The organism is Microbispora sp. KK1-11 (genome assembly GCF_006874435.1).
GTDB lineage: Bacteria > Actinomycetota > Actinomycetes > Streptosporangiales > Streptosporangiaceae > Microbispora > Microbispora catharanthi.
The window spans coordinates 54,015-75,788 of record NZ_VIRJ01000032.1 but is presented as its reverse complement, the minus strand read 5'-3'; the positions used below and the strand labels follow the sequence as shown (position 1 = coordinate 75,788).

Genomic DNA, 21,774 nt, shown 5'->3' with positions numbered 1-21,774 from the left:
CGATCCCGGCACGGGACATTTGCGGCAGGTGCGTCGCTCATGACCGATTCACAGAGCCGGTTTTCCTCTCCCTGGTAGGGCTTTTCTTCACCTCGCCGCCCCTTCCGAGGAATTTCCCTCCCATCACCTCCCTGTTACTTTCCGTGGCGACCCTGAAACCCTCCGTACCATCGATGGAGGAGCAGGAGAGGATGGCGACATGGCCCTCACCAAGCCGACCAAGCGCGGCGGGCACGACCACCCGGTCCCACAGAGGCAGGACGACCTCGTCCCCGACGGTCTCGTCGCGGACGAGCACGAGCCCCCAGAGGCCGTGCAGTCCGAAAGTCTCGAGGACCAGCTGCTGCGGTTGTGCCTGGCACTCAACGAGGCCGGTTACCGGGCGGAGATCCACAATGGGCAGGTCGTCGTGAGCCCTGCGGCGAACATGCAGCACGAGCTCATTCTTGACCGGCTCTCCAACCTGCTGTACGCCCTCAAGCTGGCCAACCGCTGGCGCTTCTTCTACAACTGGGGAGTTCATATTCCACCCCAGCCCGACCTTCGACTGCCGGACCTCATGGTCATACCGGAACATGCCGAAGCGTTCGACGAAATGCGTGCGCACGGGCGCGGTCTCCTGCTCGTGGTTGAGGTGTGCTCGCCCGGGACGTACAAGGTCGACTGGCGAGAGAAGCCGCTCGACTACGCGCGTGCGGGCGTGCCGCTCTACCTGATCGTGGACCCCCTGACGTCTCCGCGCAGGGTGACGCTGATGAGCGATCCTCTCCCCGATTTGGAACCCCTCGACTACCGCCGGCAGGCGTACCGGCGGATTGTCACCGCCGAGGAGGGCGAGATCCTGGAACTGCCCGAACCGTTCGGAGTCAAGATCGAGACGAGCGCGCTCTTCGACCAGGACGAGCCGGTGGTCAGTCCTCGGGAACCCGCTGAATGAGCGCGGTGAGGCCGTCCGCGTCCAGGAGGTCCACGGGACGGACGGTCTCGTTCGAGCGGACGTAATGGAAGGCCGCCCCGACCTTCTCCAGCGGCACCCCGGCCAGCGAGGCCCAGGCCACCCGGTAGGCCGCGAGCTGCACCGACGCGGTCTCGGCGGCCCTGCCCTGCGGCCGTTCGCCGGTCTTCCAGTCGATCACCACGTAGCGGTCGCCCTCGCGGAAGACCGCGTCCATCCGCCCGCGCAGCAGGCGGTCGCCGATCATCGTCTCGAACGGGACCTCCAGGTCGACCGGCTCACGGGCCGCCCACTCGCTCTCCTCGAACCGCTCCTGCAGCTCGGCGAGCTGGACGTCGGTCTCCGACATCTCGTCGGCGGCGCCCGGCAGCTCCAGGTCGTCGATCAGGCGTTGCTGGCCCCAGCGCGACTCCAGCCACCGGTGGAAGGTGGTGCCCCTGCGCGCCAGCGGCGCGGGCCTGCGCGGCACCGGCCGGCGCACCTGCCGGGCGAACGCCGCCGGATCCTGGGCCAGCGTGACCAGTGACGACACCGACAGCCGCGACGGCAGCTCCACCACCGCCCCGGCCCGCCGGCGGTTCGTCTCCCGCTCGCGCAGCAACAGGTCGGTGTCGCGCGCCCAGGCCCGCATCCGCTCCCGGTCCCGATCCCTGAGGAGCACATGACCGGCGGCCGCCGCCGGCGGGGCGTCGCCCATCATCGCCTCCTCGACGAGGCGGGCACCGTCGAGGATCGCGTCGCGCACCGTGACGGACGGCCACTCGGCCACCGGCGGCTCGGCGAGCAGCGGGTTGTCCGAACTCTCCGGATCTTCGGCCCAGCGGACGGCCTGGGCGCCCGCCTCGCGGATCTCTCGCAGGAAGTCCGACGGCTCCAGCGGCCGGGACGAGGTGCCCCAGCGGTAGCCGGAGGCGATCAGCAGATAGTGCGCCCTCGTGACGGCGACGTACGCCAGCCGCCGCTCCTCCATCAGGTCGCGGTCGCGGCAGCGCTCGTCGAAGGCGCCCAGTGCCTCCCGGTCCAGCCCGGCCAGCTCGGGCAGGTCCGCGCTGTCCCCCCGCAGCGGGTACGGCAGCTTGCGCGGGTTCTCCGTCCACCGGGAGTTGGTGACCGGGGTCGCCGGGAACATGCTGCCCTTGATCAGCCCGCCCTTCTGGGAGGTGAGCTGCGACAGGCCCGGCACCACCACGACCGGCCACTCCAGTCCCTTGGACGCGTGGACGGTCATCAGCTTGACGGTGTTGCTGTCGCCGACCCGCCCGGCCTCCAGCCCGAACTCCTCGCTCTCCGCCGCCTTCAGGTACGCGAGGAACGCGCCGAGCGTCGGGTCCTCCGAGTCTCCGGCGAACCGGGAGGCGGAGTCGAGGAAGGCGTCGAGGTCGGCGCGGGCGGCCAGCGGGCTGCCTCCCCTGGCGGCCACCTCGACGTCGAGCCCGAGCCGGCGTTCGATCTCGCTGATCAGGTCGGGCAGCGGCTGCCCGGCGTGGGCGCGCAGCTGGCGCAACTCGCGGGCGGCGGCGGGCAGCCGCATCCGCGCGAGCGGTGAGAACCTCTCCAGCCAGTCGGGCCGGTCGGGCAGCTCGTCGAGCGCGTCGATCAGGCTGCCGCGCTCCTCGGCGAGGTCGGCGACGACCTGGTCGAGCGGATCCTCCGGGCGCGGCCCTCCCCTGGCCGCCCTGATCTCCTTGTTGAGCTCGCGGGCCAGATCGCCGAGCACCTTCAGGTCGGCCGGGCCGATCCGCCAGCGCGGCCCGGCGAGCAACCGGACCAGCGCGTCCCCTGCGGTCGGGTCGTACAGGGCGCGCAGGGTCGCCACGATGTCGGCCACCTCGGGCACGGTGAGCAGCCCGCCGAGGCCCACGACCTCCACGGGGATCCCCCGGGCCTCCAGGGCCCGGCGCAGGGCAGGGAACTGCGACCGCTTGCGGGCGAGGATCGCGACGTCCTGCGGCTGCAGGGCGGGGCCGCGCTTGGCCCGCTCGCCCTCGCCCCAGGGCAGGCCGTCCGGGGCGCCCTCGCCGTGCAGCATCCCGGCCAGGCCCTCGGCGATCCACTCCGCCTCGTCCTCGGCCGTCTCGTGGAAGGCGCACAGCACCCGCCCCCGGCCCGCCCGGTTGCCGCCCGGCACCAGCACCGGCACCTCACGGGCCTCCCGGCGCAGGGGCACCTGGATCCGGGCCGCGACGGCGAGCACGTGCTCGCCGTTGCGGAAGCTGACCGACAGCCGCCGCACCTCCGCGGGGTCTCCGGACGCCGCCGGGAAGTCCCCGGGGAACCGGGACAGGTTGCCGGCCGACGCGCCGCGCCAGCCGTAGATCGACTGGCAGGGGTCGCCGACCGCGGTGACCGGGTGGCCCCCGCCGTACAGCGAACGCAGCAGCACGAGCTGGGCGTGGCTGGTGTCCTGATACTCGTCGAGCAGCACGACCGAGAACCGGGCCCGCTCGGACGCGCCGACCTCCGGATGCCGCGAGGCGATCCGCGCGGCCAGCGCCATCTGGTCGCCGTAGTCGATGACCTCCCGGCCACGCTTGAGCCGTTCGTACGCCTCGACCATCGGCAGCAGTTGCTCGCGGATGGCCTGCGTCTCCACCGGCTTGCGCTGGTCCTTGACGATGCGCCCGGTGAGCGAGGCCAGGCGCTCGCGCAGCCAGTCGCCGACCTCGCGGACGTCGGCCGGGTCGCGCAGGTGCTCGGCCAGCTCCCCGGCCAGCTCCAGCACGGCGGCGGTGACGCTGGGCGGGGACAGGTCCACCCGGTCCATCGGCCCGTCGTACTGCCCGACCACCCGGGCCGCCATCTGCCAGGCGACGGCGGGCGTGACCAGCCGCATAGTGGGCTCCAGCCCCTCCCGCAGCGCGTGGTCGGTCACCAGGCGGGCGGCGTACGCGTGGTAGGTGGAGACCGTCGGCTCGGAGTCGAGCAGCTCGGGCTCGACCAGCCCGGCCGCCGCCAGCCCGGCCAGCCGCTGGCGCACCCGCTCGGCCAGCTCGGCGGCGGCCTTGCGGGTGAAGGTGAGGCCGAGGATCTGCTCGGGCCTGGCCAGGCCGTTGGCGACCAGCCAGACCACCCGCCCGGCCATGGTCTCGCTCTTGCCTGACCCGGCCCCCGCCACCACCACCATCGGCTCCAGGGGCGCCTCGATGACGGCCGCCTGCTCGGGGGTGGGCGGGAGGATCCCGAGCCGGCCGGCCAGCTCACCCGGTGTCAGCACACCTGTCCTCCGTTGTCGTTCACAGGGCAGGCGATTTTAGCGGCACAGGTGCGGCAGCCGTCGTTGACCGTGGCGACGAACACGTTGGCGGACATGCCGGTCGCCACCGTCTTCACCAGGTTCTCCGCCCAGTCGGGCTCGGTGTCGTCGGCGAGCGCCCGCTGCGCCTGCTCCCTGGCGTCGGCCGACTGGCCCGCCGCCTTGCCCAGGTGCAGCAGGGACGCGCCGCCCGGCTGGACGAGGCCGTGCCGCTCGAACGCCCCGAGCGTCGTGGCGAGCTGGTACACCCCGAGCTGCGGGTGCCGGTCGATCTCGGTGTCCTTGGGCCTGCCGCTGCCGGTCTTGATGTCGATGATCACGGCCCGGCCGGCCTCGTCCCGCTCGACCCGGTCCACCCGGCCGGTGATCTGGATGTCGTGACCCGGCACCCGTACGGTGAACGCCTCCTCCACCGCGACCAGGTCGCGTGGTTTGTCCTTCTGCCACCGGACGAATCTGTCGACCATCTGCTCGGCGACGCGGCGCTGCTTGCGGTTGAACCACAGCCCGCCGAAGTCGAACTGGTCCCAGATGTCGTCGAGCCGCTTGACGTAGTCGGTGCCGTCCTCGGTGGCCATCGCGGCGATCGCGTGGACGACCGTGCCGAGGCTCTGGGTGACGTTCGACGACCCGGCCCCGACCGCGGTCTCCAGCATCCAGCGCAGCCCGCACTTGGTGAAGCTCTCCACCGACGACGGCGAGATCTGGACGACGTCGTCGGGCCAGCCGAGCGGCCGGTCGTCGGAGATCGGGGTCAGCGCGTACCACTCGCCGGGATTGGCGCCGGGCACCCCGGCCTGGGCGAGCCTGGCGAGGTGCGCGGCGGCCTCGCGGCGCACCGCCTCGGGCTTGGTCGTGTCGCACACGGCCGCGCGCAGGTCGGCGACCAGCGCGGACATGCTGAGCCACCGGGCCCGGTCGTCCACGGTCGCCGGCTCCACGCCGCCGGGCAGCAGCTCGGTCAGGAACCGGGAGGGCCGTTCGTCGGTGTCCTCGCCGCCGACGGCGGTGACGACGAGCTTCCTGCGGGCGCGGGTGGCCGCGACGTAGAACAGCCGCCGCTCCTCTGCGAGCAGCTTGGACGCCAGCGCGGCCGTCGCGGCCTGCGTGGTGTCCAGCGCCGAGCCGCCCGCGAACTCCATCAGTGCCTCGGTGCCGAGGAGCGAGCCGCGCAGGCGCAGGTCGGGCCACAGGCCCTCCTGGACACCGGCGACCACCACCACGTCCCATTCCAGGCCCTTGGACCTGTGCGCGGTCAGGATCCGTACGGCGTCGCCCTCGGGGGCGGACTCGGCCAGGGAATCGCCCGCGATCTCCTGGGAGGTGAGGTCGTCGAGGAACACCGCGACCCCGGCCTTGGGCAGCCGGTCGGTGAAGCGGGCCACGTGGTCGAACAGGGCGACGACGGCGTCGAGGTCGCGGTCGGCCTGGGCGCCCCGGGCCCCGCCCGCGAGGCTGGCCTCCGTCCAGCGTTCCGCGAGCCCGCTGGCCTGCCAGATCTCCCACAGCGTCTCCTCGGCGCCCTGGCCGTGCCGTACGGCCTCGCGGGCGGTCGCGACGAGCCGCGCGAGGCGTTCGGCCGGCGCCGCGACGTGCGGCTCGACGCCGCCCAGCTCCCGGGCGTCGCGCAGCGCCGCGACCAGCAGCTCGTCCGACGAGCGCGGGGTGAAGGGCAGCGCCGGCTGACCTGCCTCCTCCGCGGCGCCGGCCTCCGCGGCGACCGCCTCGTGCTCGGCGATCCGCAGGGCGCGGCGCAGCCGGCGTACGCCGATCATGTCGGTGCCGCCGAGCGGGCCGGTCAGCAGTTCCTCGGCGGTCGCCACGTCGAGCGTGCCCGGCGCGACGGCGATCCGCAGCAACGTGATCAGCGGCCGGACGCCGGGCTCCTGCACCAGCGGGAGCTCGTCGCCCGCGACCACGACGGGCACCCCCGCGGTGACCAGCGCCCGCCGCAGCAGCGGCACGTGCCGTACGGCGCTGCGCACCAGCACCGCCATGCGCGACCACGGCACCCCGTCGAGCAGGTGCGCCCGGCGCAGCGTGTCGGCCACGACCGCGGCCTCCTGGCTGGCGCTGTCGGCCAGCAGGACCTTCACCTCGCCCGGATCCGCGTCCCCGACCGGGATCAGGTCGCGATGGCCTCCGGTCCTGTTCTCGTGACCCGGTACGGCGGGCAGGCGGTAGGCGACGCGGCGCGAGGCCTCGAGCAGGGCCGGGCCGCTGCGGCGGCACACCCGCAGCGCGACGACGGGGGCGTCCCGCCCGTCCCGGGCCGGGAACCGCTCGGGGAACCGCAGGATGCCCTGCACGTCGGCGCCGCGGAAGCCGTAGATGGACTGGTCGGGGTCGCCCACGGCGATCAGGTCGCGGCCGTCTCCCGCGAGCTGCCTGAGCAGGAACTCCTGCGCCGGGTCGGTGTCCTGGTATTCGTCGACGAGCACCAGGTCGTACGCGTCCCGCTCGCGCCGCCGCACCTCGCCGTCGGCCAGCAGGCCGGCCGCCTCGCGGATCAGCTCCGAGTAGTCCAGCGCGGGCACCGGATCGAGGTCGAAGCGGTCCTGGTAGCGGTAGGAGAACAGCCCGGCGGCCTCCCAGTCGGGCCTGCCGTGCTCGCGGCCGAGCTGCACCAGCGCGTCGCCGTACAGACCGCGCTCGGCCGCACGGGACAGGAAGTCGCGCAGCTCCTCGGCGAACCCCCGGGTCTTGAGCAGCTCGCGCATGTCCGGAGGCCAGTGCCGCGCGCCGTCCTCCAGCTCGCCGTGCAGCAGCCGCCGGATCTCCAGCAACTGCTCGGGACCGGTGAGCAGGCGCGGCGGCGGCTCACCGGCCAGCACCGCCTCACGGCGCAGCAGCGCGTACGCGTAACTGTGGAAGGTGAGGGCGAGCGGGGTCCTGGTGGTCCTGCGCATCCGGGCGGTGATCCGCTCGCGCAGTTCACCGGCCGCCTTGCGGCTGAAGGTGAGGACGAGCACACGCTCGGGGTCCACGCCGCGGCGCTCGACCCGGTCGACGACGGTCTCGACGATCGTGGTGGTCTTGCCGGTGCCCGGTCCGGCGAGCACGAGCAGGGGCCCGCTCTCGTGCTCGACGACGGCGCGCTGATGTTCGTCCAGCACGGGAGCCGCGCGGCGTCCCACGCCCCCGCGACGCACCAGCCGGTAGTTCTGACCACTCACAACACAGCATTCCACCAGATCACTGGGACAGATCGTGCCCGAATGCCCACTCCATGTCCTGGTCGGGTGAATCAGCCGGCGGTCGTCACCCGTACGTCCGGCTTGTCCAGGTCGCCGCGATGGTCCTGCCAAAGGCGGGCCAGTACGCGGCCGGTGGGGGAGGCCGGATCGGCGGTGTACATGACGACCAGCAGGTCGGGGTCGCCGGGCAGGGCCAGGGTCTCGTACGCGAAGTCCAGGTCGCCGAGCTCCGGGTGCCGCAGCAGCTTCGTACCGAAGGTCTTCTCGGCGACCCGGTGCTCCTCCCACAGGCGGGCGAAGTCGGGGTCGGCGGACAGGTCGGCGACGAGCGGGCCCAGCAGTGGGTCGTCGGGGTGCCTCCCTGCGTACAGGCGCAGGTGGGCGATGGTCTCGGCGGCCACGGCCAGCCAGTCGCGGTAGAACGAGCGCGCCCGCGGAGTCAGGAACGTCTGGCGGGCCATGTTGCGCTCGCCCTCGGGCATGGCCGAGAACCCGTTGATCCGGTCGGAGAGGGCGTTCCAGGCGAGCACGTCCATCCGCGGCCCCAGGACGCACGCCGGCAGGGAGTCGGCCGCGTCCAGGAGCATCCGCACCCCGGGCCGGATGCGGGCGCTGGGAGCCCGCCGGTCGTCCGGCGGGCGGAGAAGGCGGCGCAGGTGCGCCCGCTCTGTGCCGTCCATGCGCAGCACCCGGGCGACCGCGTCGAGCACCTCGTCGGAGACGTTGCGTACGCGCTGCTGCTCCAGGCGGATGTAGTACTCGACGCTCATGCCCGCGAGCAGCGCGACCTCCTCGCGCCGCAACCCGCTGACACGCCGCCGCCCATGTGCGGGGAGCCCGGCGTCCTCGGGGCGGATCCGGGCCCGGCGAGAGCGCAGGAACCGTCCCAGATCACCATCCATGGGGCCCAAGCCTAGTACTGCGGTTACCAGTAAAAGGCGTGCGCTGGGTGGAGCCGGCCCGCCCGGCCAGAGTGGCTCTCGTCAAGCTCGAACGCGAAGGAGTCACGATGAGCTACGAGAACCTGGCCGGACGCGTCGCCGTTGTCACCGGGGCCGCCAGCGGCATGGGAGAGGCGACGGCGCGGCTGCTGGCCGCTTCCGGCGCGAAGGTCGCGCTGCTCGCCCGCCGCGCCGACCGGCTGGAGGACCTGGTCCGGAAGATCGCCGCGGACGGCGGCACCGCGCTGGCCGTGACCGCCGACGTCACCCGGGACGACAGTGTGGCCGCCGCCGTGGACCGTGTCCACGCCGAGCTCGGGCCTGTGGACCTGGTGGTCAACGCCGCGGGCGTGATGCTGCCCAACCCGATCGACGACGGCCGCATCGACGAGTGGACGCGGATGCTCGACACGAACGTCGCGGGCGCCCTGCGGATCACGCGGGCCTTCACCGCCGACCTGCTCGCGGCGGCCGAAGAGGGCCGGACGGCCGACCTCGTCAACATCTCGTCGATCGGCTCCCACCTCGTCTTCCCCGGCTATGCCGTCTACGGGGCGACCAAGGCCGCCCTGACCCACCTGTCCGCGAACCTGCGCGCGGAGTTCGGCCCGCGCGGCGTGCGGGTGACCAACATCGAGCCGGGCCTGACGGCGACGGAGCTGGGCGACCACGTCGACAGCCCGGAGCTCGGGGCGCAACTGGCCGGCATGTTCCAGGTCATCACGCCCATGACCGCCGAGGAGATCGCCGACCTGATCGCGTACGCGGTCAGCCGGGCCAAGCACGTCAACCTCCGTCAGGTCGTCGTGCTGCCGACGAACCAGGCCTGAGGTCCGCTAGGAGGAAACCCCATCCGGGGTGTGCGGCCGGGTGACTCGGGTCCGGACGAGGCCGATGAGCGAGGGACCGCCCCAGAAGCACCACAGGGCGATGACGGGATCGCAGATGGCGCAGCCGAAGGACGAGTCGTGGGCGAAGGGGATGATCGGGCTGCCCTTGAGGTGATGGAGGATGTCCCATCCGGTGTGCAGCAGCCAGGCGATCCCGATGAACGTCCACGACTCCAGGCCGCGGTAGGCGCAGTACGCGACGAGGGCGGTGAAGGGGAACTCCCAGCCGCCGAGGCCCCCGCCGCTGAGATAGGCGGCCCCCGCTCCGCCCACCATGATCGCGTTGAAGCGACGGCGGTGCGGCTCGGGGATCAACGACATCAGCACGGCGTAGGCGAGGCCGATCAGGATCGGCATGACAAGACTCATCATCGTGCGGCTTTCTGGAATGGCTCTCGATGGCGCGAGCAGACGGCCGGCACCGCGGATGGCGACGGCGAACCCGCGTCAGAAAGCCAACCAGCCGACGGCACGCCCTCCCAGAGGCATTGGCGACACATGCCGACGGGATTCCGCCAGGCGTCGGGGTCCGCCTACGCGGATGGACGTCCCTTGTCGGGCACGCCTCCGAGGGGGACATCGCGCAGGCTCAGCAGCAGGAGGAAGGCGCAGCCCCCCACGAGAGCGATGTCGGCGACGTTGCCGACGAACAGGCCGCCGTAGTCGATGAAGTCCACGACATGGCCCTGGGCGAAGGCGGGCGGGCGGAAGAGGCGGTCGAGCAGATGGGATGTGGCGCCCCCGAGCAACGCACCCAGCACGAAGGTCCAGGCCGTCGAGCGCAGCCGCCGCCCGACGTAAAGGATGCCGGCGACCGCGGCGGCCGTCACCAGGGTGAACACCCACGTCACCCCTGTGCCGGTCGAAAAGGCGGCACCAGGGTTCAGCAACAACCGCAACCGGAGCAGCCGCGGGATCACCGTGATGCTCTCACCGTCCGAAAGCGCGGAGGTCGCCCAGAACTTGGAGGCCTGGTCCACGAGAAGAACCAGCGCGGCCAGCACGATCATCCGCCCGTATGGCCGCATACCTGGTCTCGTCCCCTGCGAACCTCGTCCGTCCGACACCCCTGCCTCACGATCCGCGACGTTCTCGGTGCCGGTCAGGACGTGAAGACGCGATCGATGACCCGTGCGGTGGCCTTGCCGTTGTCGTGCGGCGCGTAGGTCCGCGTGAAGGCCGCGTAACGGTCGGTCAGCTTGGCGGTTACGGCGTCGATGTTCCGCAGGACCTCCACGACCTCGGGCGAGGTCTCCAGGCGCGGCCCCGGGCGCTGGGACTCCAGGTCGAGGTACAGCCCACGGGACGAGCGATACTTGGCCAGGTCCGGCGTGAACAGCACGACCGGCCGCCCGGTCGCCACGAAGTCGAACATCACCGACGAGTAGTCGGTGACGAGCACGTCGGCGATCAGCAGCAGATCGGCGGTGTCGGGGTAGGTCGTCACGTCGATCGCGAAGCCGTCGTGCGCGTTCACGTGCGGGAAGGCCTGCATCATGTGGCCGCGGACCAGCACGACGTGGTCGGCGCCGAGCGCCCGCTTCGCGTCCGCCAGGTCGAGCTTGACCGTGGCGTTCCTGCGGTCGTAGTCGCGGTAGGTCGGCGCGTACAGGACGACCCGCTTGCCCTCGGGGATGCCGATCCGGCGCCGGATCTCCGCCGCCAGCGCGTCGCGTTCGCCGGAGACGAGGACGTCGTTGCGCGGGTAGCCCGACTCCAGGATCTCGCCCTCGTAACCGAAGGCCTTGCGCAGGACGGACGACGCCCACGGGCTCTGCGACAGCAGCAGGTCCCAGCCGCGGACCTCCACGGCCTGGCGGTGCCACACCGGGGGCCGGGGCTCGCGCTTCATGTGGGCCTGGTCGCGGCCGATGTGCTTGACCGGCGTGCCGTGCCAGGTCTGCACGCACACCTGGTCCTCACGGGTGCGGAACCACTGCGGCATGAAGCCGTTGGACACGATGTAGCGGGCGCGGGCCAGCGCCTCGTAGTGCTCCCGGCTGCCCTCGCGGACGACCGTGGGCACCACGCCGTCGCCGAGCCCCAGCTCGCGCGAGCCCGGCGGGACGAACGCGCCGTCCCTGACGACCCAGATGTGCTCGCCCTCGTCGCCGCGCCGCATCCGCTCCTCGTAGACGGCACGCGGGTTGTCGGAGTAGGCGCGGCCGTCGAAGGAGACGTAGACGGTGGCCTCGCGCAGCGGCCGGGCGCGCTCGGCGGGGTAGAAGGTGCGGCTGAGCGCCCACACTCCCGCCGCGCTCCGCTCGTCGCCGGGCCGGTCCTCGGCCGCCACCAGCACGGGCACGTCGTAGCGGGTGGCGACGAACCGGTAGACCCGGCCCCCGATGAGCCGGGGGCTCTCGTCCAGCGCGTCGAGGCCCGCGTGGTCGAACCGGACGGGCACCATGGCGGGGCCGTACCTGCCGGGCGGGGCCACCGAGACGTTCCAGGTGCCCTCGGCCAGCGGCACGGCCGATCCGAAGCGCGGCATCGCGCCGGGCGACAGCCGTACGGTGAAGCGCTCGCCGTCGCGCTCGAGCGGCACACGGATGGTGAGCCCGCCCCGGTGCCGCAGCACGAGGTCGCGCGGGCCCTGGTCGGGGTCGGGGTAGCGGCCGGTGAGCGTGATCGACTCGTCGCGCCACTCGGCCGAGGTGATCACGGGCAGGATCTTGTGACCGGAGATGACGACCCGGTCGCGCCGGTCGCCCTGCACCGTGATCTCGCGCTCGCCGAGCAGGAGGCGGGTCTCCTCCGCGCCCTCCAGCATGACGGCCGCGGCCGGGTCTCCCTTGGGCTCGACCCACAGCCGCCGGGACTCCGCGTTGAGCAGGGTGCCGACCCCGAGCGACAGCGAGAAGCGGCTGCCGCCCTCGACCGGGGCGAAGTCGGCCGACATGCGGTGACCGCCGACACGGGCCTTGCCCTTGGTGACGGGCCGGCCCGGCAGGAAGCCGGTGAGCTCGATGTTGTCGCCGTTCAGCCGCACACCGGTGAGCTGGGCGCGGGTCGGCTGGTAGACCACCTGCAGCGCCTTGTCGGAGGTCCACACGGGCCGCACCCACCAGCGTGGGCGCACCTGCAAACCGGCCGGGCGCTCGGTGCGGCCGATAACCGGACCGCGCAGCACGCCCTTGGCACGGGCGGCGCGGCTCCAGATCACGATCTCGGCCCGCCAGGTGGTGGTGTCCTGGACGGTGTGGCGGCGGCGCAGCACCCGCTTCGTGCCGCGCACCAGGGCCCGCACCCCGGCGCGCCACCGCAGGGCGAACGGGTGCAGCTCGGCCGTGAAGCCCGCCCAGTCGTAGTTGCATCCGGGTTCGCGGGCCGCGTGGGTGGCCTCGGGGCGATAGGTCCTGCGGGTCTTCATCGTGACCCGGGGCAGCCAGCGGGGGCCGTGCAGCACGACGGTGGCGCGGTTGAACCGCCCGCTGCGGACCGACAGGCCCGCGATGTAGGCGTGCCCGGTCACCCTCAGGCGGTTGCCCACCCAGGTGATGTCGTCGATCTGCGTGACCGGCACGAGGTCGGCCGCCCGCAGGCGCAGCAGCGAGGGGTCGCCGACCTCCACCGGCAGGTCGGCGTACCACCGCAGGCCCCGCCGCACCCGGCGGGAGGGCTCGGCCGCGGCGGCGGCGAGCTTGGCCAGCGCGTCGCTCTCGGCGAGCTCGCCCGGGTCCTGCGTCTCGATCAGGTGACAGGCGACCCGGCGCCCGACCGGCAGCTCCCGCTTGACCTTCGGGTCGACCTCCGCGAGGTAGGGCCGGAGCGCGTCGATGGTCTGGCGGCGGCGGGCGGGCCCGCGCTTGGCTGCGGCGTCGAGGCGCAGACCCAGGGGACCGACGATCGCCTCACGGTCGACCTCCCGGCGCTGCGCGGGGCTGAGCCCCTCCGCGCGCACGAGCGCGACCAGCGCGTCGATCGGCTCGCCTCGGTCGTAAAGCTCCTGGACAGCCCGCAGTCGTTCAGCGACGGCGTCGCTCGTGGGTGCGGGTGTCATTCGGGAGGCACCACCCTTCGCCAGACCTGTGTTCAGAAAATGGTAATGCCCTCAGAACACTGCCAGACCTGACTCGCGGAAGCCTGTGGATTTCCTGTGAATCAGCGGGTGACACCCCTGTGGCACCGGGTGACGAGCGGCACTACGCCGGGGGGGAGGGCGCCGGTCCGACCGCCCGGGGCGCGGCTTGTCAGCCCCCAAGTCAGGGCCGGGAACGGGCTACGGTGATCACCGCGACGGCCGGTCCCGGCCGTCCCAGCGAGCCGTGCGCATGTCGGCCCGCGCGCCGCGGAGCGGGGTGCCCTCCTCGCGCCACCGGGCCAGGCATTCGGCCTCGAGACCGGGCGCCGGGGTGCCGTCGGCGTGGATCACCCGCCACCACGGCACGGCTCCGCCCCACAGCGACATCACCCGGCCGACCTGCCGTGGGCCGCCCTCGCCGAGATACTCGGCGACGTCGCCGTACGACATCACCGTGCCGGGCGGGATCCGCTCGACCAGGTCGAGCACCCGCTCCGCGTACGGCGGCGGCTGGCCGCGGTCGTCGCTCAAGCGCTCCACTCGGTCGGCCCGGCCGCGATGATCTCTTCGAGCTTGCCGAACTCGTAGGTGGACGATCCGTTGATCTGCTCCACGACGCCGTTCCTGATGCCGTACGCCTCTCCGTCCTCACCCACGAGCCGGGCCCCCATGAGATCGGTGAGAAGTGCCAGCTGGGCGACCTGCCAGTCGGACCCGGGCTGGCCGGAGAGCCGTCCCGACCAGGTCGCGATCTGGTGCACGGAGTCGCCGTGGCGCGCGACGATCTCGCCCGCCTCGTGCGACCCGCGCAGCTCGAATCCGGCCCGCGCCGAAACGCTCGCGAGTTCGGCGTAGGCGAGCGGTGCATCCCGCTCTACGCGCAGCTCGTACCCCATGAGCCGCGACCCTAGCGAAATTTGACCCGGCTTTGTCACCGGAAAGACGAACATCGGGAAGACCGCGTCCGAAATGCTGCAGAACGGCGGCCAACATGTGATCACCGGCGGCATCTGATTCACCGGCGGCGCAGCGCGACGGCCGCGGCACAGAAACCGCCGAGCCCGAGGGCGACGGCGACGCCGTAGATCCAGAGCCTAACCGGATCCGGCCCCGGGCGCGCGGGTCCCTGCGAGACCGGCCCCTTGCCGAAATGCGCGTCGTCCTGCACCGAGGACGCGTGGCCGTATCCGGTCAGCTCCGCGGCCTTCCGCAGGGCCGCCGCCGCGTCCACGACGCCGAATCCGATTTTGTCGTCATAACCCGCGGACGGATGAGGACGGGAGGTCGCCGTCAAAGCGCGTGACACCAATTCCGGCGGCAAATCCGGATATTTCGCCTTTATTAGTGCGATAGTGCCCGCGACGAGCGCGCTGGCCACACCGGTCCCCGACACGGCCCCCCGGCGGCCCCCGGCGAGGGTGACGGGCACGCGATCCCCCGGCGCGGCGACCAGGACCGAGAGGTTGTCACTGCTGCCCGGCGTCTTGGCGCCCTTGCGGTCGACGGCGGCGACGCCCACCACCCCGGGATAGCCCGCGGGGAACGCCCAGTAGGAGGTGCCGTTCTGCCGGGCGTACGGCGACCGGCCGGCGTCCCCCACGGCCGCGACGACCACCACGCCCCTCGCCAGCGCGAAGGAGATGGCGTCCCGCTCCACGCGGTCCACGGCGTACGCGGGGACGGGCAGGCAGATGACCTTGGCGCCCCGGCCGGTCGCGTAGCGGATGCCGCGCGCGAGCGGACTGTCCTGTGTCTCCGCGGGTGTCCCTCCCGCCGGGCCCTGCGGCTCGGCGGAACCGCCCCCGGGACGGCTCCGGACCACGGGGAGGGACAGCACCCGCGCCTCCGGCGCGATCCCGGACGTCCCCCCGCCGCGCCCGCTCCCGGCGATCGCCGAGGCCAGCGCGGTCACGTCGTCGCCCGGCCGCACCGTGTCATCGCCGAACATCGCGCCCGTCATGTCCGGCCCGCGCTCGACCCGGCCGCTCAACTCGGGCACGCCGGCGTCGGGCTGCCCGCTCCCGAGCAGCGCGACGGTCACGCCCGCGCCCCTGCTGACCTTCCAGGCGGCGGCGGCGTTGACGGCGTCGAGCGCCCACCGCGAGTCCTCGCCGCCGGGCGCCGGCGCCGCCGCGACCGCCGGTCCGGTCCCCAGGAGGACGGCCGTGAGCGCCGCGCAGAGGAAGGCCGGCCTCAGCACACGTTCCCCTGGGTACAGCGAGGCACGTCGGGGGGCTCTCCGAGGGCGCGCGCGATGCGCCCGGCCACGGTCTCGGCCACGGGCCACATCTCGCTGTTCACCTGTTCCTCCAGGGGGACGGAGGCACGAGTCCTTCCGTCGGTGTACCCCACAGCGGAGAAGACGATGTACGGCCCGGCGCCCACCCATCCCGTGCGCTGGCGCTGGGCCGCGCCGAAGGTGTCGGTGACCGTGCCGGGGAAGGCCACGGGCCGTACGCCCACCCGGTCGTCCACGGGCAGTTCGCCCGCCGCGTCGGCGCGGGCCTGCTCGCTCGGCAGCACGGCGACGCCCACGGTGACGGCGAACGTCGAGGTCTGGTCGACGTAGGTCGCGCGCAGCACGGCCTGGCAGCCGTGCTTGCGCAGCACCGACGCCACCGGCGAGTCGACCGCCGCGGCGCACGCCGCCTCGGGGGCGATGCCCACCCTGCGCGCGTACTGCTGGGCACGGCCGAGCGCCGTGTAAGGAAGCTCCTCGGGGAAGACCATGCCGGCGGGCCACGCGCGCCACCTCCGGGCCACGTCCTCGGCCACGTAGCGGGCGCGCTCGGCGTCGGTGAGCGGCCTGGACCTGTTCTCGTGGATCAGCCCGACCGACCCCAGCAGCACGTTCACCGCGGCGACGGCGAGGACGACACCCATGATCGTCAGATAGAGCGAGCGGAAGCGGATGCCGCGCTCGAGTTCGGCCCGCTCCCTGGCCGCCCGGGCGGCGGCGGCCCGTCCCCTCGACGCCGTCCAGGGCCGCGCGCGGGCGCGACGGGCGGACGCGCCGAGCGGCAGTGCCCGCGGACCCGCCCGCCGGAGGCCGGACGACGTACGCGCCGTCTGCGGGATGCGGGACTGCTCGGGCGGCATACCTCGATGCTACGTCGGCAGGCCCGTCGGCCAAGGAGCCGGCGGCAGCGCGTCGTCTTCCTCCTGCTGCTGTCGCCTGCGTGCCCGCCGGGTGAGCACGAGCAGGACGGCCACACCCGCGCCGGAGCCCGCGAAGGCGCCGAGCGCGATGGCTCCGTCGAGGAGGATCGCCCCCGTGTCGCGCCGTACGACCACGATCGGGTCCTGGTCGTTCGCGGCCGAGCGGACCGGACGCGAGGGGCTCTGCACGCCCGCCCCCGACGCCGTGGCGCGGTGGCGGGCGAGGGTGGCCGCGACGCTCAGCGCCCGGTACGCGTTGACCACGCCGAACCCGGTGCCGGTGTTGTACGGCCCCTTCCTGGCCGGCGACGACGTGAGCGCCTGCGCGACGAGGGCGGGCGACATGCGGGGATAACGCGACTTGATCAGCGCGGCGACGCCGGAGACGAGCGCGGTCGCCTGGGAGGTCCCCCGGCCGACCCAGTACTCGTCGCCGGGACCGGCCCCGAGGACGTCGACGCCCGGCGCGGCCACCATCACCGAGGAGTTGCGGTTGGAGAACGAGGCCCGGCGCAGCGTGGACGTGACGGCCGCCACCGAGATCACGCCGGGGATCGCCGCCGGATAGGAGTACGGCGCGGTCCGCTTGCCCGCGCCGTCGTTGCCCGCCGCGGCGACGAGGACGACGCCCTTGGAGATCGCATACCTGATCGCCGTACGCTCGTCCTTCGTCGGCATGTCCTTCGACAGCGACAGGTTGATGACCTCGGCGCCGTGGTCCACGGCGTAGCGGATGCCCTTCGCGACCACGGCCTCGTACCGCGCGTCGGAGTTGAACGTGCGGAACCCGGGCTCCTCGTCTTCGAGGATCACCCGCACGGACAGCACCCTGGCCTCCGGCGCGATGCCGATGATGCCGTCGGCCCCGCCGGGACCGTGCCCGTGCCCGGCGATGAGCGAGGCCATGTACGTGCCGTGCAGGCGCACCGGCTGCACCCCGCGCGGGTTGGCCCCGGCCGTGAAGTCCCGTCCGGTGACGACCGATCCGGCGAGGTCGTGGTGATCGGGGTCGACACCCGAGTCGAGCACCGCGACGGTCACGCCCCTGCCCTTCGTCAGCCGCCAGGCGTCGTCGACGTCGAGCGTGCGCAGCACGTCCTGCTGGCTGAGCCGTACGTCGTCGGCCCTGGCCGGGCCGGGAACGAGGAACGCGCCGCCCGACAGGGCGAGCGTGGCGGCGGACGCCGCGAGGACCCCGCGGCGCAGCGCGGTCAGCACCGCCACTCCTTGGCGGTGCAGTCCGGGGACGCCGGCGCGGTGAGGATCGCGCCGACCTCCTCGGCCAGATCCGCCGTGAACGAGAACATGGTCTCCCGCTGCTCCCCGAGCGCGCGGGCCGGGCGGCCGTCGACCTGCCCCGCCGTCGTCATCACGAGGTACGGCCCGGCCGTACGCAGGGTCAGCGACTGGCGCCCGCTCGCGGTGAAGCGGTCGGTCACGGTGCCGGGAAACGCGAGGGCGCGCAGCCCGGGGGCGGCCGCCCCGCCGCCGGGGAAGATGGGGATGGCCGAGCGCGCCCTGAGCTCGTCGGGGAAGGCCGCCACGCCGATCGTCACCACGACGCCCTGCAGGGCGTCGAGATAGGTGGCCCGCAGGATCGCCCGGCAGCCGGCCGCCGTCATCTGGCCGGCGATGGCCGTGTCGACGGCGCCGCGGCAGTCGGTGCGCGAGGAGATGCCCACCCGCCGTGCCAGCTCACGCCCGCCCTGCTCGCTCGTGTAGACCAGGGTGGCGGGGAAGATCCGGCCGGCCGGCCAGCGCTCCCACCGCAGCGCCGTCTCGGCCGCCTGCGCCTCGCGCAGCTCCGCGGCGCTCGGTCCTCTCGTCAGCTCGGCCACGGCGGCGCTGGCCGCGATCCCGCCGACGATCGCGCAGACGAGGGTGATCGCGGAGGCCACGGCCACGGCCGGCCAGGTCCGTGTCTCGCCCACTGCGCCTCCGTTCCCGTCGCGGCCTCCCTCCTCCAGTGACCTTAACGCGACCTACCGCCCGCCATCCCCACAAATGCCCCCGGAAAGTACTTGACGCTTCGGAAAGTGAAAAGTACTTTCCAAATTGGAAAGAGTCTGGAGAGGAGCCCCCCATGAACCCCGAGGAAGCGGCGCGGAGCCTGGCGACGATCCGGCAGACGCAGGCGAAGGCGGTCAGATCGCAGCCCTGGTTCCCGACCTGGTACGTCGTCGCCGTCGGGCTGTTCGTGACCGGTGTGCAGTTCGTCACCGAGCCGGGCACACCCGTTCCGGTGACGGTGATCACAGGTGTCCTGCTGTTCGCCGCCTTGGGCGCGCTGGTCGCCGTCTTCGTCCGGACGCGTGCCATGACGACTCACCGCAGCCTGATTCGCCTGGACGCCATGGCGCTCTTCGCGCTCTGGCTCTTCCTGAGCATCGTGATCTGCCTGGCCCTCGCCTTCCGGCTGGACGCGGCCGAGGTGGCCTACGCCCGGACGTACGGCGGCCTCGCCATGACGGTGTTCCAGCTCGTGACCGGGCCCTTCGTCGGGCGCCGGATCTCCGCGTTGCTCGCCCGGGGGATCGAGAGCCGCTCGTGATGGAGCTCGATCCGGTCATCCACGCGCCGGCCCGCTTGCAGATCGTCTCGCTGCTCGCGGCGGCCGAGGAGGCGGAGTTCGGGTTCGTCCGCGACACCGTCGGCGTCAGCGACTCCGTCCTGTCCAAGCACGGCAGCGCACTGGAGAGCGCCGGCTACGTCGCCGTGCGCAAGGGATACGTGGGCAAGCGGCCCAAGACGTGGTTCAAGCTCACGGACCAGGGACGGGCGGCATTCGCCGCGTACGTCGAGAACCTGCAGCGCATCGTCGCGCCCAGCGGCCTCACCGTGGTGCCGGACGAACGCGTCCAGCCGTGAACGGCGACGGCCGCCGCCTCGTCCTGAGGCGGCGGCCGTCGTCGTGTCGTCGCGGATCAGTAGGTCGGCAGGCTGGGGTCGACCGTCTTGATCCAGCTCAGCACGCCGCCGCCCACGTGGACGGCGTCGGAGAAGCCGGCGTTCTTGAGGACCGCGAGCACCTCGGCCGAGCGGGCGCCCGACTTGCAGTGCAGCACGATCTTCTTGTCCTGCGGCAGCTTCTCCAGGGCCGAGCCGTTGAGGAACTCGCCCTTGGGGATCAGCACGGCGCCGGGGATGTTGACGATCTCGTACTCGTTCGGCTCGCGAACGTCGATGATCATGATGTCATCGCCCCGCTCGCGCATCGCCTCGAGCTCGCCCGCGGTGATCGTGCTGCCCGCGGCGGCCTGCTGCGCCTCGTCGGAGAGCGTGCCGCAGAACGCCTCGTAGTCGATCAGCTCGGTGATCGAGGGGTTCTTGCCGCACAGCGGGCACTCGGGGTCCTTGCGGACCTTGACGTCGCGATACTTCATCTCGAGCGCGTCGTAGATCATCAGGCGGCCGACGAGCGGCTCGCCGATGCCGGTGATGACCTTGATGGCCTCGTTCACCTGGACGGAGCCGATCGAGGCGCACAGCACGCCGAGCACGCCGCCCTCGGCGCAGCTCGGGACCATGCCCGGCGGCGGGGGCTCGGGGTAGAGGCAGCGGTAGCACGGGCCGTGCTCGGCCCAGAAGACGCTCGCCTGGCCGTCGAACCGGTAGATGGACCCCCACACGTACGGCTTGCCGAGCAGCACGGCCGCGTCGTTGACCATGTAGCGCGTGGCGAAGTTGTCCGTGCCGTCCACGATGAGGTCGTAGCCGGAGAAGATGTCCATCACGTTGTCGGTCGTGAGAGCGACGTTGTGGATGATGACGTTGACCAGCGGGTTGATCTCCCGCACGCTCGCGGCGGCCGACTCGGCCTTGAGGCGGCCCACGTCCGACTGCCCGTGGATCACCTGGCGCTGCAGGTTCGACTCGTCCACGACGTCGAAGTCGACGATGCCGAGCGTCCCGACCCCGGCCGCGGCCAGGTACAGCAGCGCGGGAGAGCCCAGGCCGCCCGCGCCCACACACAGCACCTTGGCGTTCTTGAGACGCTTCTGACCGGCCATACCGACGTCGGGGATGATCAGATGGCGCGAGTAGCGGCGCACCTCGTCAACCGTCAGCTCTGCTGCCGGCTCTACCAGCGGTGGCAACGACACAGTCCCACTCCTGCTTTCCGTGTCCCGTTTTCGTGCCAATGGTCGCGCTCGGCTCCATGGGCCCAACACAAGCTCTTCTCACAACTTAACCGGGGTGGCCCCGCATTCCCCAATCACGCTGTTCGGCGCAGGGACGTCCTCGTGTAGGCCAGCAGGCGGCGCGCCTCCCGGGCCACGAGCTCGGGATACTCCATCTGCGCCACGTGACCGGCGTGCGGAAGCGTGACCAGCCGCACGTCACGGAAGACCCGTCCGGCCCGGTGCGCCATGCGGGCGTGGACCAGCCGGTCGCGCAGCCCGTACACGACGAGGGTGGGCGCGCAGACCCGTTCGGCCTGCCGCCAGAGGTTGTCGGGGCCCACGCGGAAGTACTCGCGCACGATCGCGCGGGCGCAGCCGACCATCGCCGCCCCCGCGTGCGGCAGGCCGTCGCGGCGGCGCAGTTCCTCGATCGCCTCGTGCAACCGCTCCGGGTGGACCCGCCCGGCGTCGGCGTAACACATGCTGAGCGTCGCCTGGACGCGCCGCTCCGGCGGCAGCGCGCTGAGCCAGCGGACGGCCAGCTCACCCAGGCGTGGCGCGGCCGACATGGCGATCCTGGCCGGGCCGTACCTCGGCAGCAGGTCGGGCAGCGCCGGCGAGACCAGCGTCAGCGACCTGACGAGGTCGGGCCTCGTCGCCGCGACCCGCACCGAGACCGCGCCGCCCATGGAGTTGCCGAACAGGTGCACCGGCCCCTCCCCCAGCGCTTCGACGAGCCGGACCACCGCCCTGGCGTGGGCGGGAACCGAATAGTCGCCGTCCGCGGGCTCCGGGGAATGTCCGGCTCCCGGCAGGTCGACGGCGACCCCCCGCACCTCGCCGGCGAGCTCGCCCATCAGGTCGGTCCAGTTGGTCCCCGAGCCCGCCAGGCCGTGCACGAATATCGCGGTCTCCGGTGGCCCCTCCGGGGTCGTCCGCACGTGGATGCGCGCGTCCCCCACGTCGATGAGCCGGCCGGGCCACGCTGGAATCGGCTCGACACCCACGCGTCCTCCCCTGTTCGCCTCGCGTTTCTCGACCATAACCCTGCCCGTACGCCACCTCGGCGGGCACTCCCGCTACCCCGGCGGCGCGGGATCGATCATCCGGGTTCGCCCCGATCAACAAGGGGCGACATAGGGGCAATATCACCCTTATTCGGACATTTCGAAATGCGGATACGAATCGCAATTCGGACCAAAGTGACCTATCGGTGCCAACGATGCCAATAAAG

18 protein-coding genes are annotated in these 21,774 nt (G+C 72.5%); 4 read left to right on the top strand and 14 right to left on the bottom strand.

All coding sequences use genetic code 11. The annotated features are described in order from the left end of the window. Positions 1–199 precede the first annotated feature (199 nt). On the top strand, positions 200–937 hold the full coding sequence (locus tag FLW16_RS34440) for a Uma2 family endonuclease (protein ID WP_142564580.1): 738 nt from the start codon (positions 200–202) through the stop codon (positions 935–937). Here FLW16_RS34440 and FLW16_RS34435 read toward each other — a convergent pair. The 3 genes from FLW16_RS34435 to FLW16_RS34425 all read right to left on the bottom strand — a co-directional run bounded on the left by FLW16_RS34435 (position 912) and on the right by FLW16_RS34425 (position 8,307). Next, a complete protein-coding gene (locus FLW16_RS34435) occupies positions 912–4,169 on the bottom strand; it encodes an ATP-dependent DNA helicase (protein ID WP_142564578.1) in 3,258 nt (1,085 codons plus the stop codon). The genes FLW16_RS34440 and FLW16_RS34435 overlap by 26 nt on opposite strands. Further along, positions 4,163–7,384: an ATP-dependent DNA helicase gene (locus FLW16_RS34430; protein ID WP_142564576.1), complete on the bottom strand. Its 3,222-nt coding sequence runs from the start codon at positions 7,382–7,384 to the stop codon at positions 4,163–4,165. Before FLW16_RS34430 ends, FLW16_RS34435 begins: the two co-directional genes overlap by 7 nt. Before the next feature lie 71 nt (positions 7,385–7,455). Then, positions 7,456–8,307: a helix-turn-helix transcriptional regulator gene (locus tag FLW16_RS34425; RefSeq protein WP_142564574.1), complete on the bottom strand. Its 852-nt coding sequence runs from the start codon at positions 8,305–8,307 to the stop codon at positions 7,456–7,458. Positions 8,308–8,414: 107 nt separating this feature from the next. Between FLW16_RS34425 and FLW16_RS34420 the strand changes: the two genes are divergently transcribed. Further along, positions 8,415–9,176, top strand: a complete 762-nt coding sequence (locus FLW16_RS34420; protein ID WP_142564572.1) for an SDR family oxidoreductase — start codon at positions 8,415–8,417, stop codon at positions 9,174–9,176. A gap of 6 nt (positions 9,177–9,182) precedes the next feature. Here FLW16_RS34420 and FLW16_RS34415 read toward each other — a convergent pair whose 3' ends face one another. From FLW16_RS34415 to FLW16_RS34375, 9 genes are all read right to left on the bottom strand, one after another. Further along, the gene (locus FLW16_RS34415; RefSeq protein WP_260615888.1) at positions 9,183–9,593 is read right to left on the bottom strand and encodes a DUF6010 family protein; all 411 of its coding nucleotides are present in this window, start codon (positions 9,591–9,593) and stop codon (positions 9,183–9,185) included. A 176-nt stretch (positions 9,594–9,769) separates the two neighbouring features. Beyond that, the gene (locus tag FLW16_RS34410; protein ID WP_142564570.1) at positions 9,770–10,264 is read right to left on the bottom strand and encodes a signal peptidase II; all 495 of its coding nucleotides are present in this window, start codon (positions 10,262–10,264) and stop codon (positions 9,770–9,772) included. Between the two features lie 74 nt (positions 10,265–10,338). After that, on the bottom strand, positions 10,339–13,236 hold the full coding sequence (locus FLW16_RS34405; protein ID WP_142564568.1) for a CDP-glycerol glycerophosphotransferase family protein: 2,898 nt from the start codon (positions 13,234–13,236) through the stop codon (positions 10,339–10,341). Between the two features lie 228 nt (positions 13,237–13,464). Then, the gene (locus tag FLW16_RS34400) at positions 13,465–13,788 is read right to left on the bottom strand and encodes an MGMT family protein (RefSeq protein WP_396686885.1); all 324 of its coding nucleotides are present in this window, start codon (positions 13,786–13,788) and stop codon (positions 13,465–13,467) included. Further along, the gene (locus tag FLW16_RS34395) at positions 13,785–14,153 is read right to left on the bottom strand and encodes a hypothetical protein (RefSeq protein ID WP_142564563.1); all 369 of its coding nucleotides are present in this window, start codon (positions 14,151–14,153) and stop codon (positions 13,785–13,787) included. The genes FLW16_RS34400 and FLW16_RS34395 overlap by 4 nt, the downstream gene beginning before the upstream one ends. Positions 14,154–14,272: 119 nt before the next feature. Further along, positions 14,273–15,457 carry a S8 family serine peptidase gene (locus tag FLW16_RS34390; protein ID WP_142564561.1) on the bottom strand — a complete coding sequence of 395 codons (1,185 nt, stop codon included), beginning with the start codon at positions 15,455–15,457 and terminating at the stop codon, positions 14,273–14,275. Further along, entirely contained in the window at positions 15,451–16,356 is a 906-nt protein-coding gene (locus tag FLW16_RS34385) for a hypothetical protein (RefSeq protein ID WP_142564559.1), read from the bottom strand. Before FLW16_RS34385 ends, FLW16_RS34390 begins: the two co-directional genes overlap by 7 nt. Before the next feature lie 9 nt (positions 16,357–16,365). Then, positions 16,366–17,634: a S8 family serine peptidase gene (locus FLW16_RS34380; protein WP_142564557.1), complete on the bottom strand. Its 1,269-nt coding sequence runs from the start codon at positions 17,632–17,634 to the stop codon at positions 16,366–16,368. Beyond that, positions 17,628–18,347 carry a hypothetical protein gene (locus FLW16_RS34375; RefSeq protein WP_260615886.1) on the bottom strand — a complete coding sequence of 240 codons (720 nt, stop codon included), beginning with the start codon at positions 18,345–18,347 and terminating at the stop codon, positions 17,628–17,630. Before FLW16_RS34375 ends, FLW16_RS34380 begins: the two co-directional genes overlap by 7 nt. A 152-nt stretch (positions 18,348–18,499) precedes the next feature. Between FLW16_RS34375 and FLW16_RS34370 the strand changes: the two genes are divergently transcribed. Together FLW16_RS34370 and FLW16_RS34365 are read left to right on the top strand one after the other, a co-directional pair. Beyond that, the gene (locus FLW16_RS34370; RefSeq protein WP_142564556.1) at positions 18,500–18,967 is read left to right on the top strand and encodes a hypothetical protein; all 468 of its coding nucleotides are present in this window, start codon (positions 18,500–18,502) and stop codon (positions 18,965–18,967) included. Further along, the gene (locus tag FLW16_RS34365; RefSeq protein WP_142564657.1) at positions 18,967–19,284 is read left to right on the top strand and encodes a transcriptional regulator; all 318 of its coding nucleotides are present in this window, start codon (positions 18,967–18,969) and stop codon (positions 19,282–19,284) included. The genes FLW16_RS34370 and FLW16_RS34365 overlap by 1 nt, the downstream gene beginning before the upstream one ends. 56 nt (positions 19,285–19,340) lie before the next feature. Here the strand turns inward: FLW16_RS34365 and moeZ are convergent, their stop codons facing one another. Together moeZ and FLW16_RS34355 are read right to left on the bottom strand one after the other, a co-directional pair. Then, entirely contained in the window at positions 19,341–20,519 is a 1,179-nt protein-coding gene (gene moeZ, locus FLW16_RS34360) for an adenylyltransferase/sulfurtransferase MoeZ (RefSeq protein ID WP_142564553.1), read from the bottom strand. 113 nt (positions 20,520–20,632) lie between these two features. Further along, on the bottom strand, positions 20,633–21,547 hold the full coding sequence (locus tag FLW16_RS34355) for an alpha/beta fold hydrolase (RefSeq protein ID WP_142564551.1): 915 nt from the start codon (positions 21,545–21,547) through the stop codon (positions 20,633–20,635). Positions 21,548–21,774: the final 227 nt, after the last annotated feature.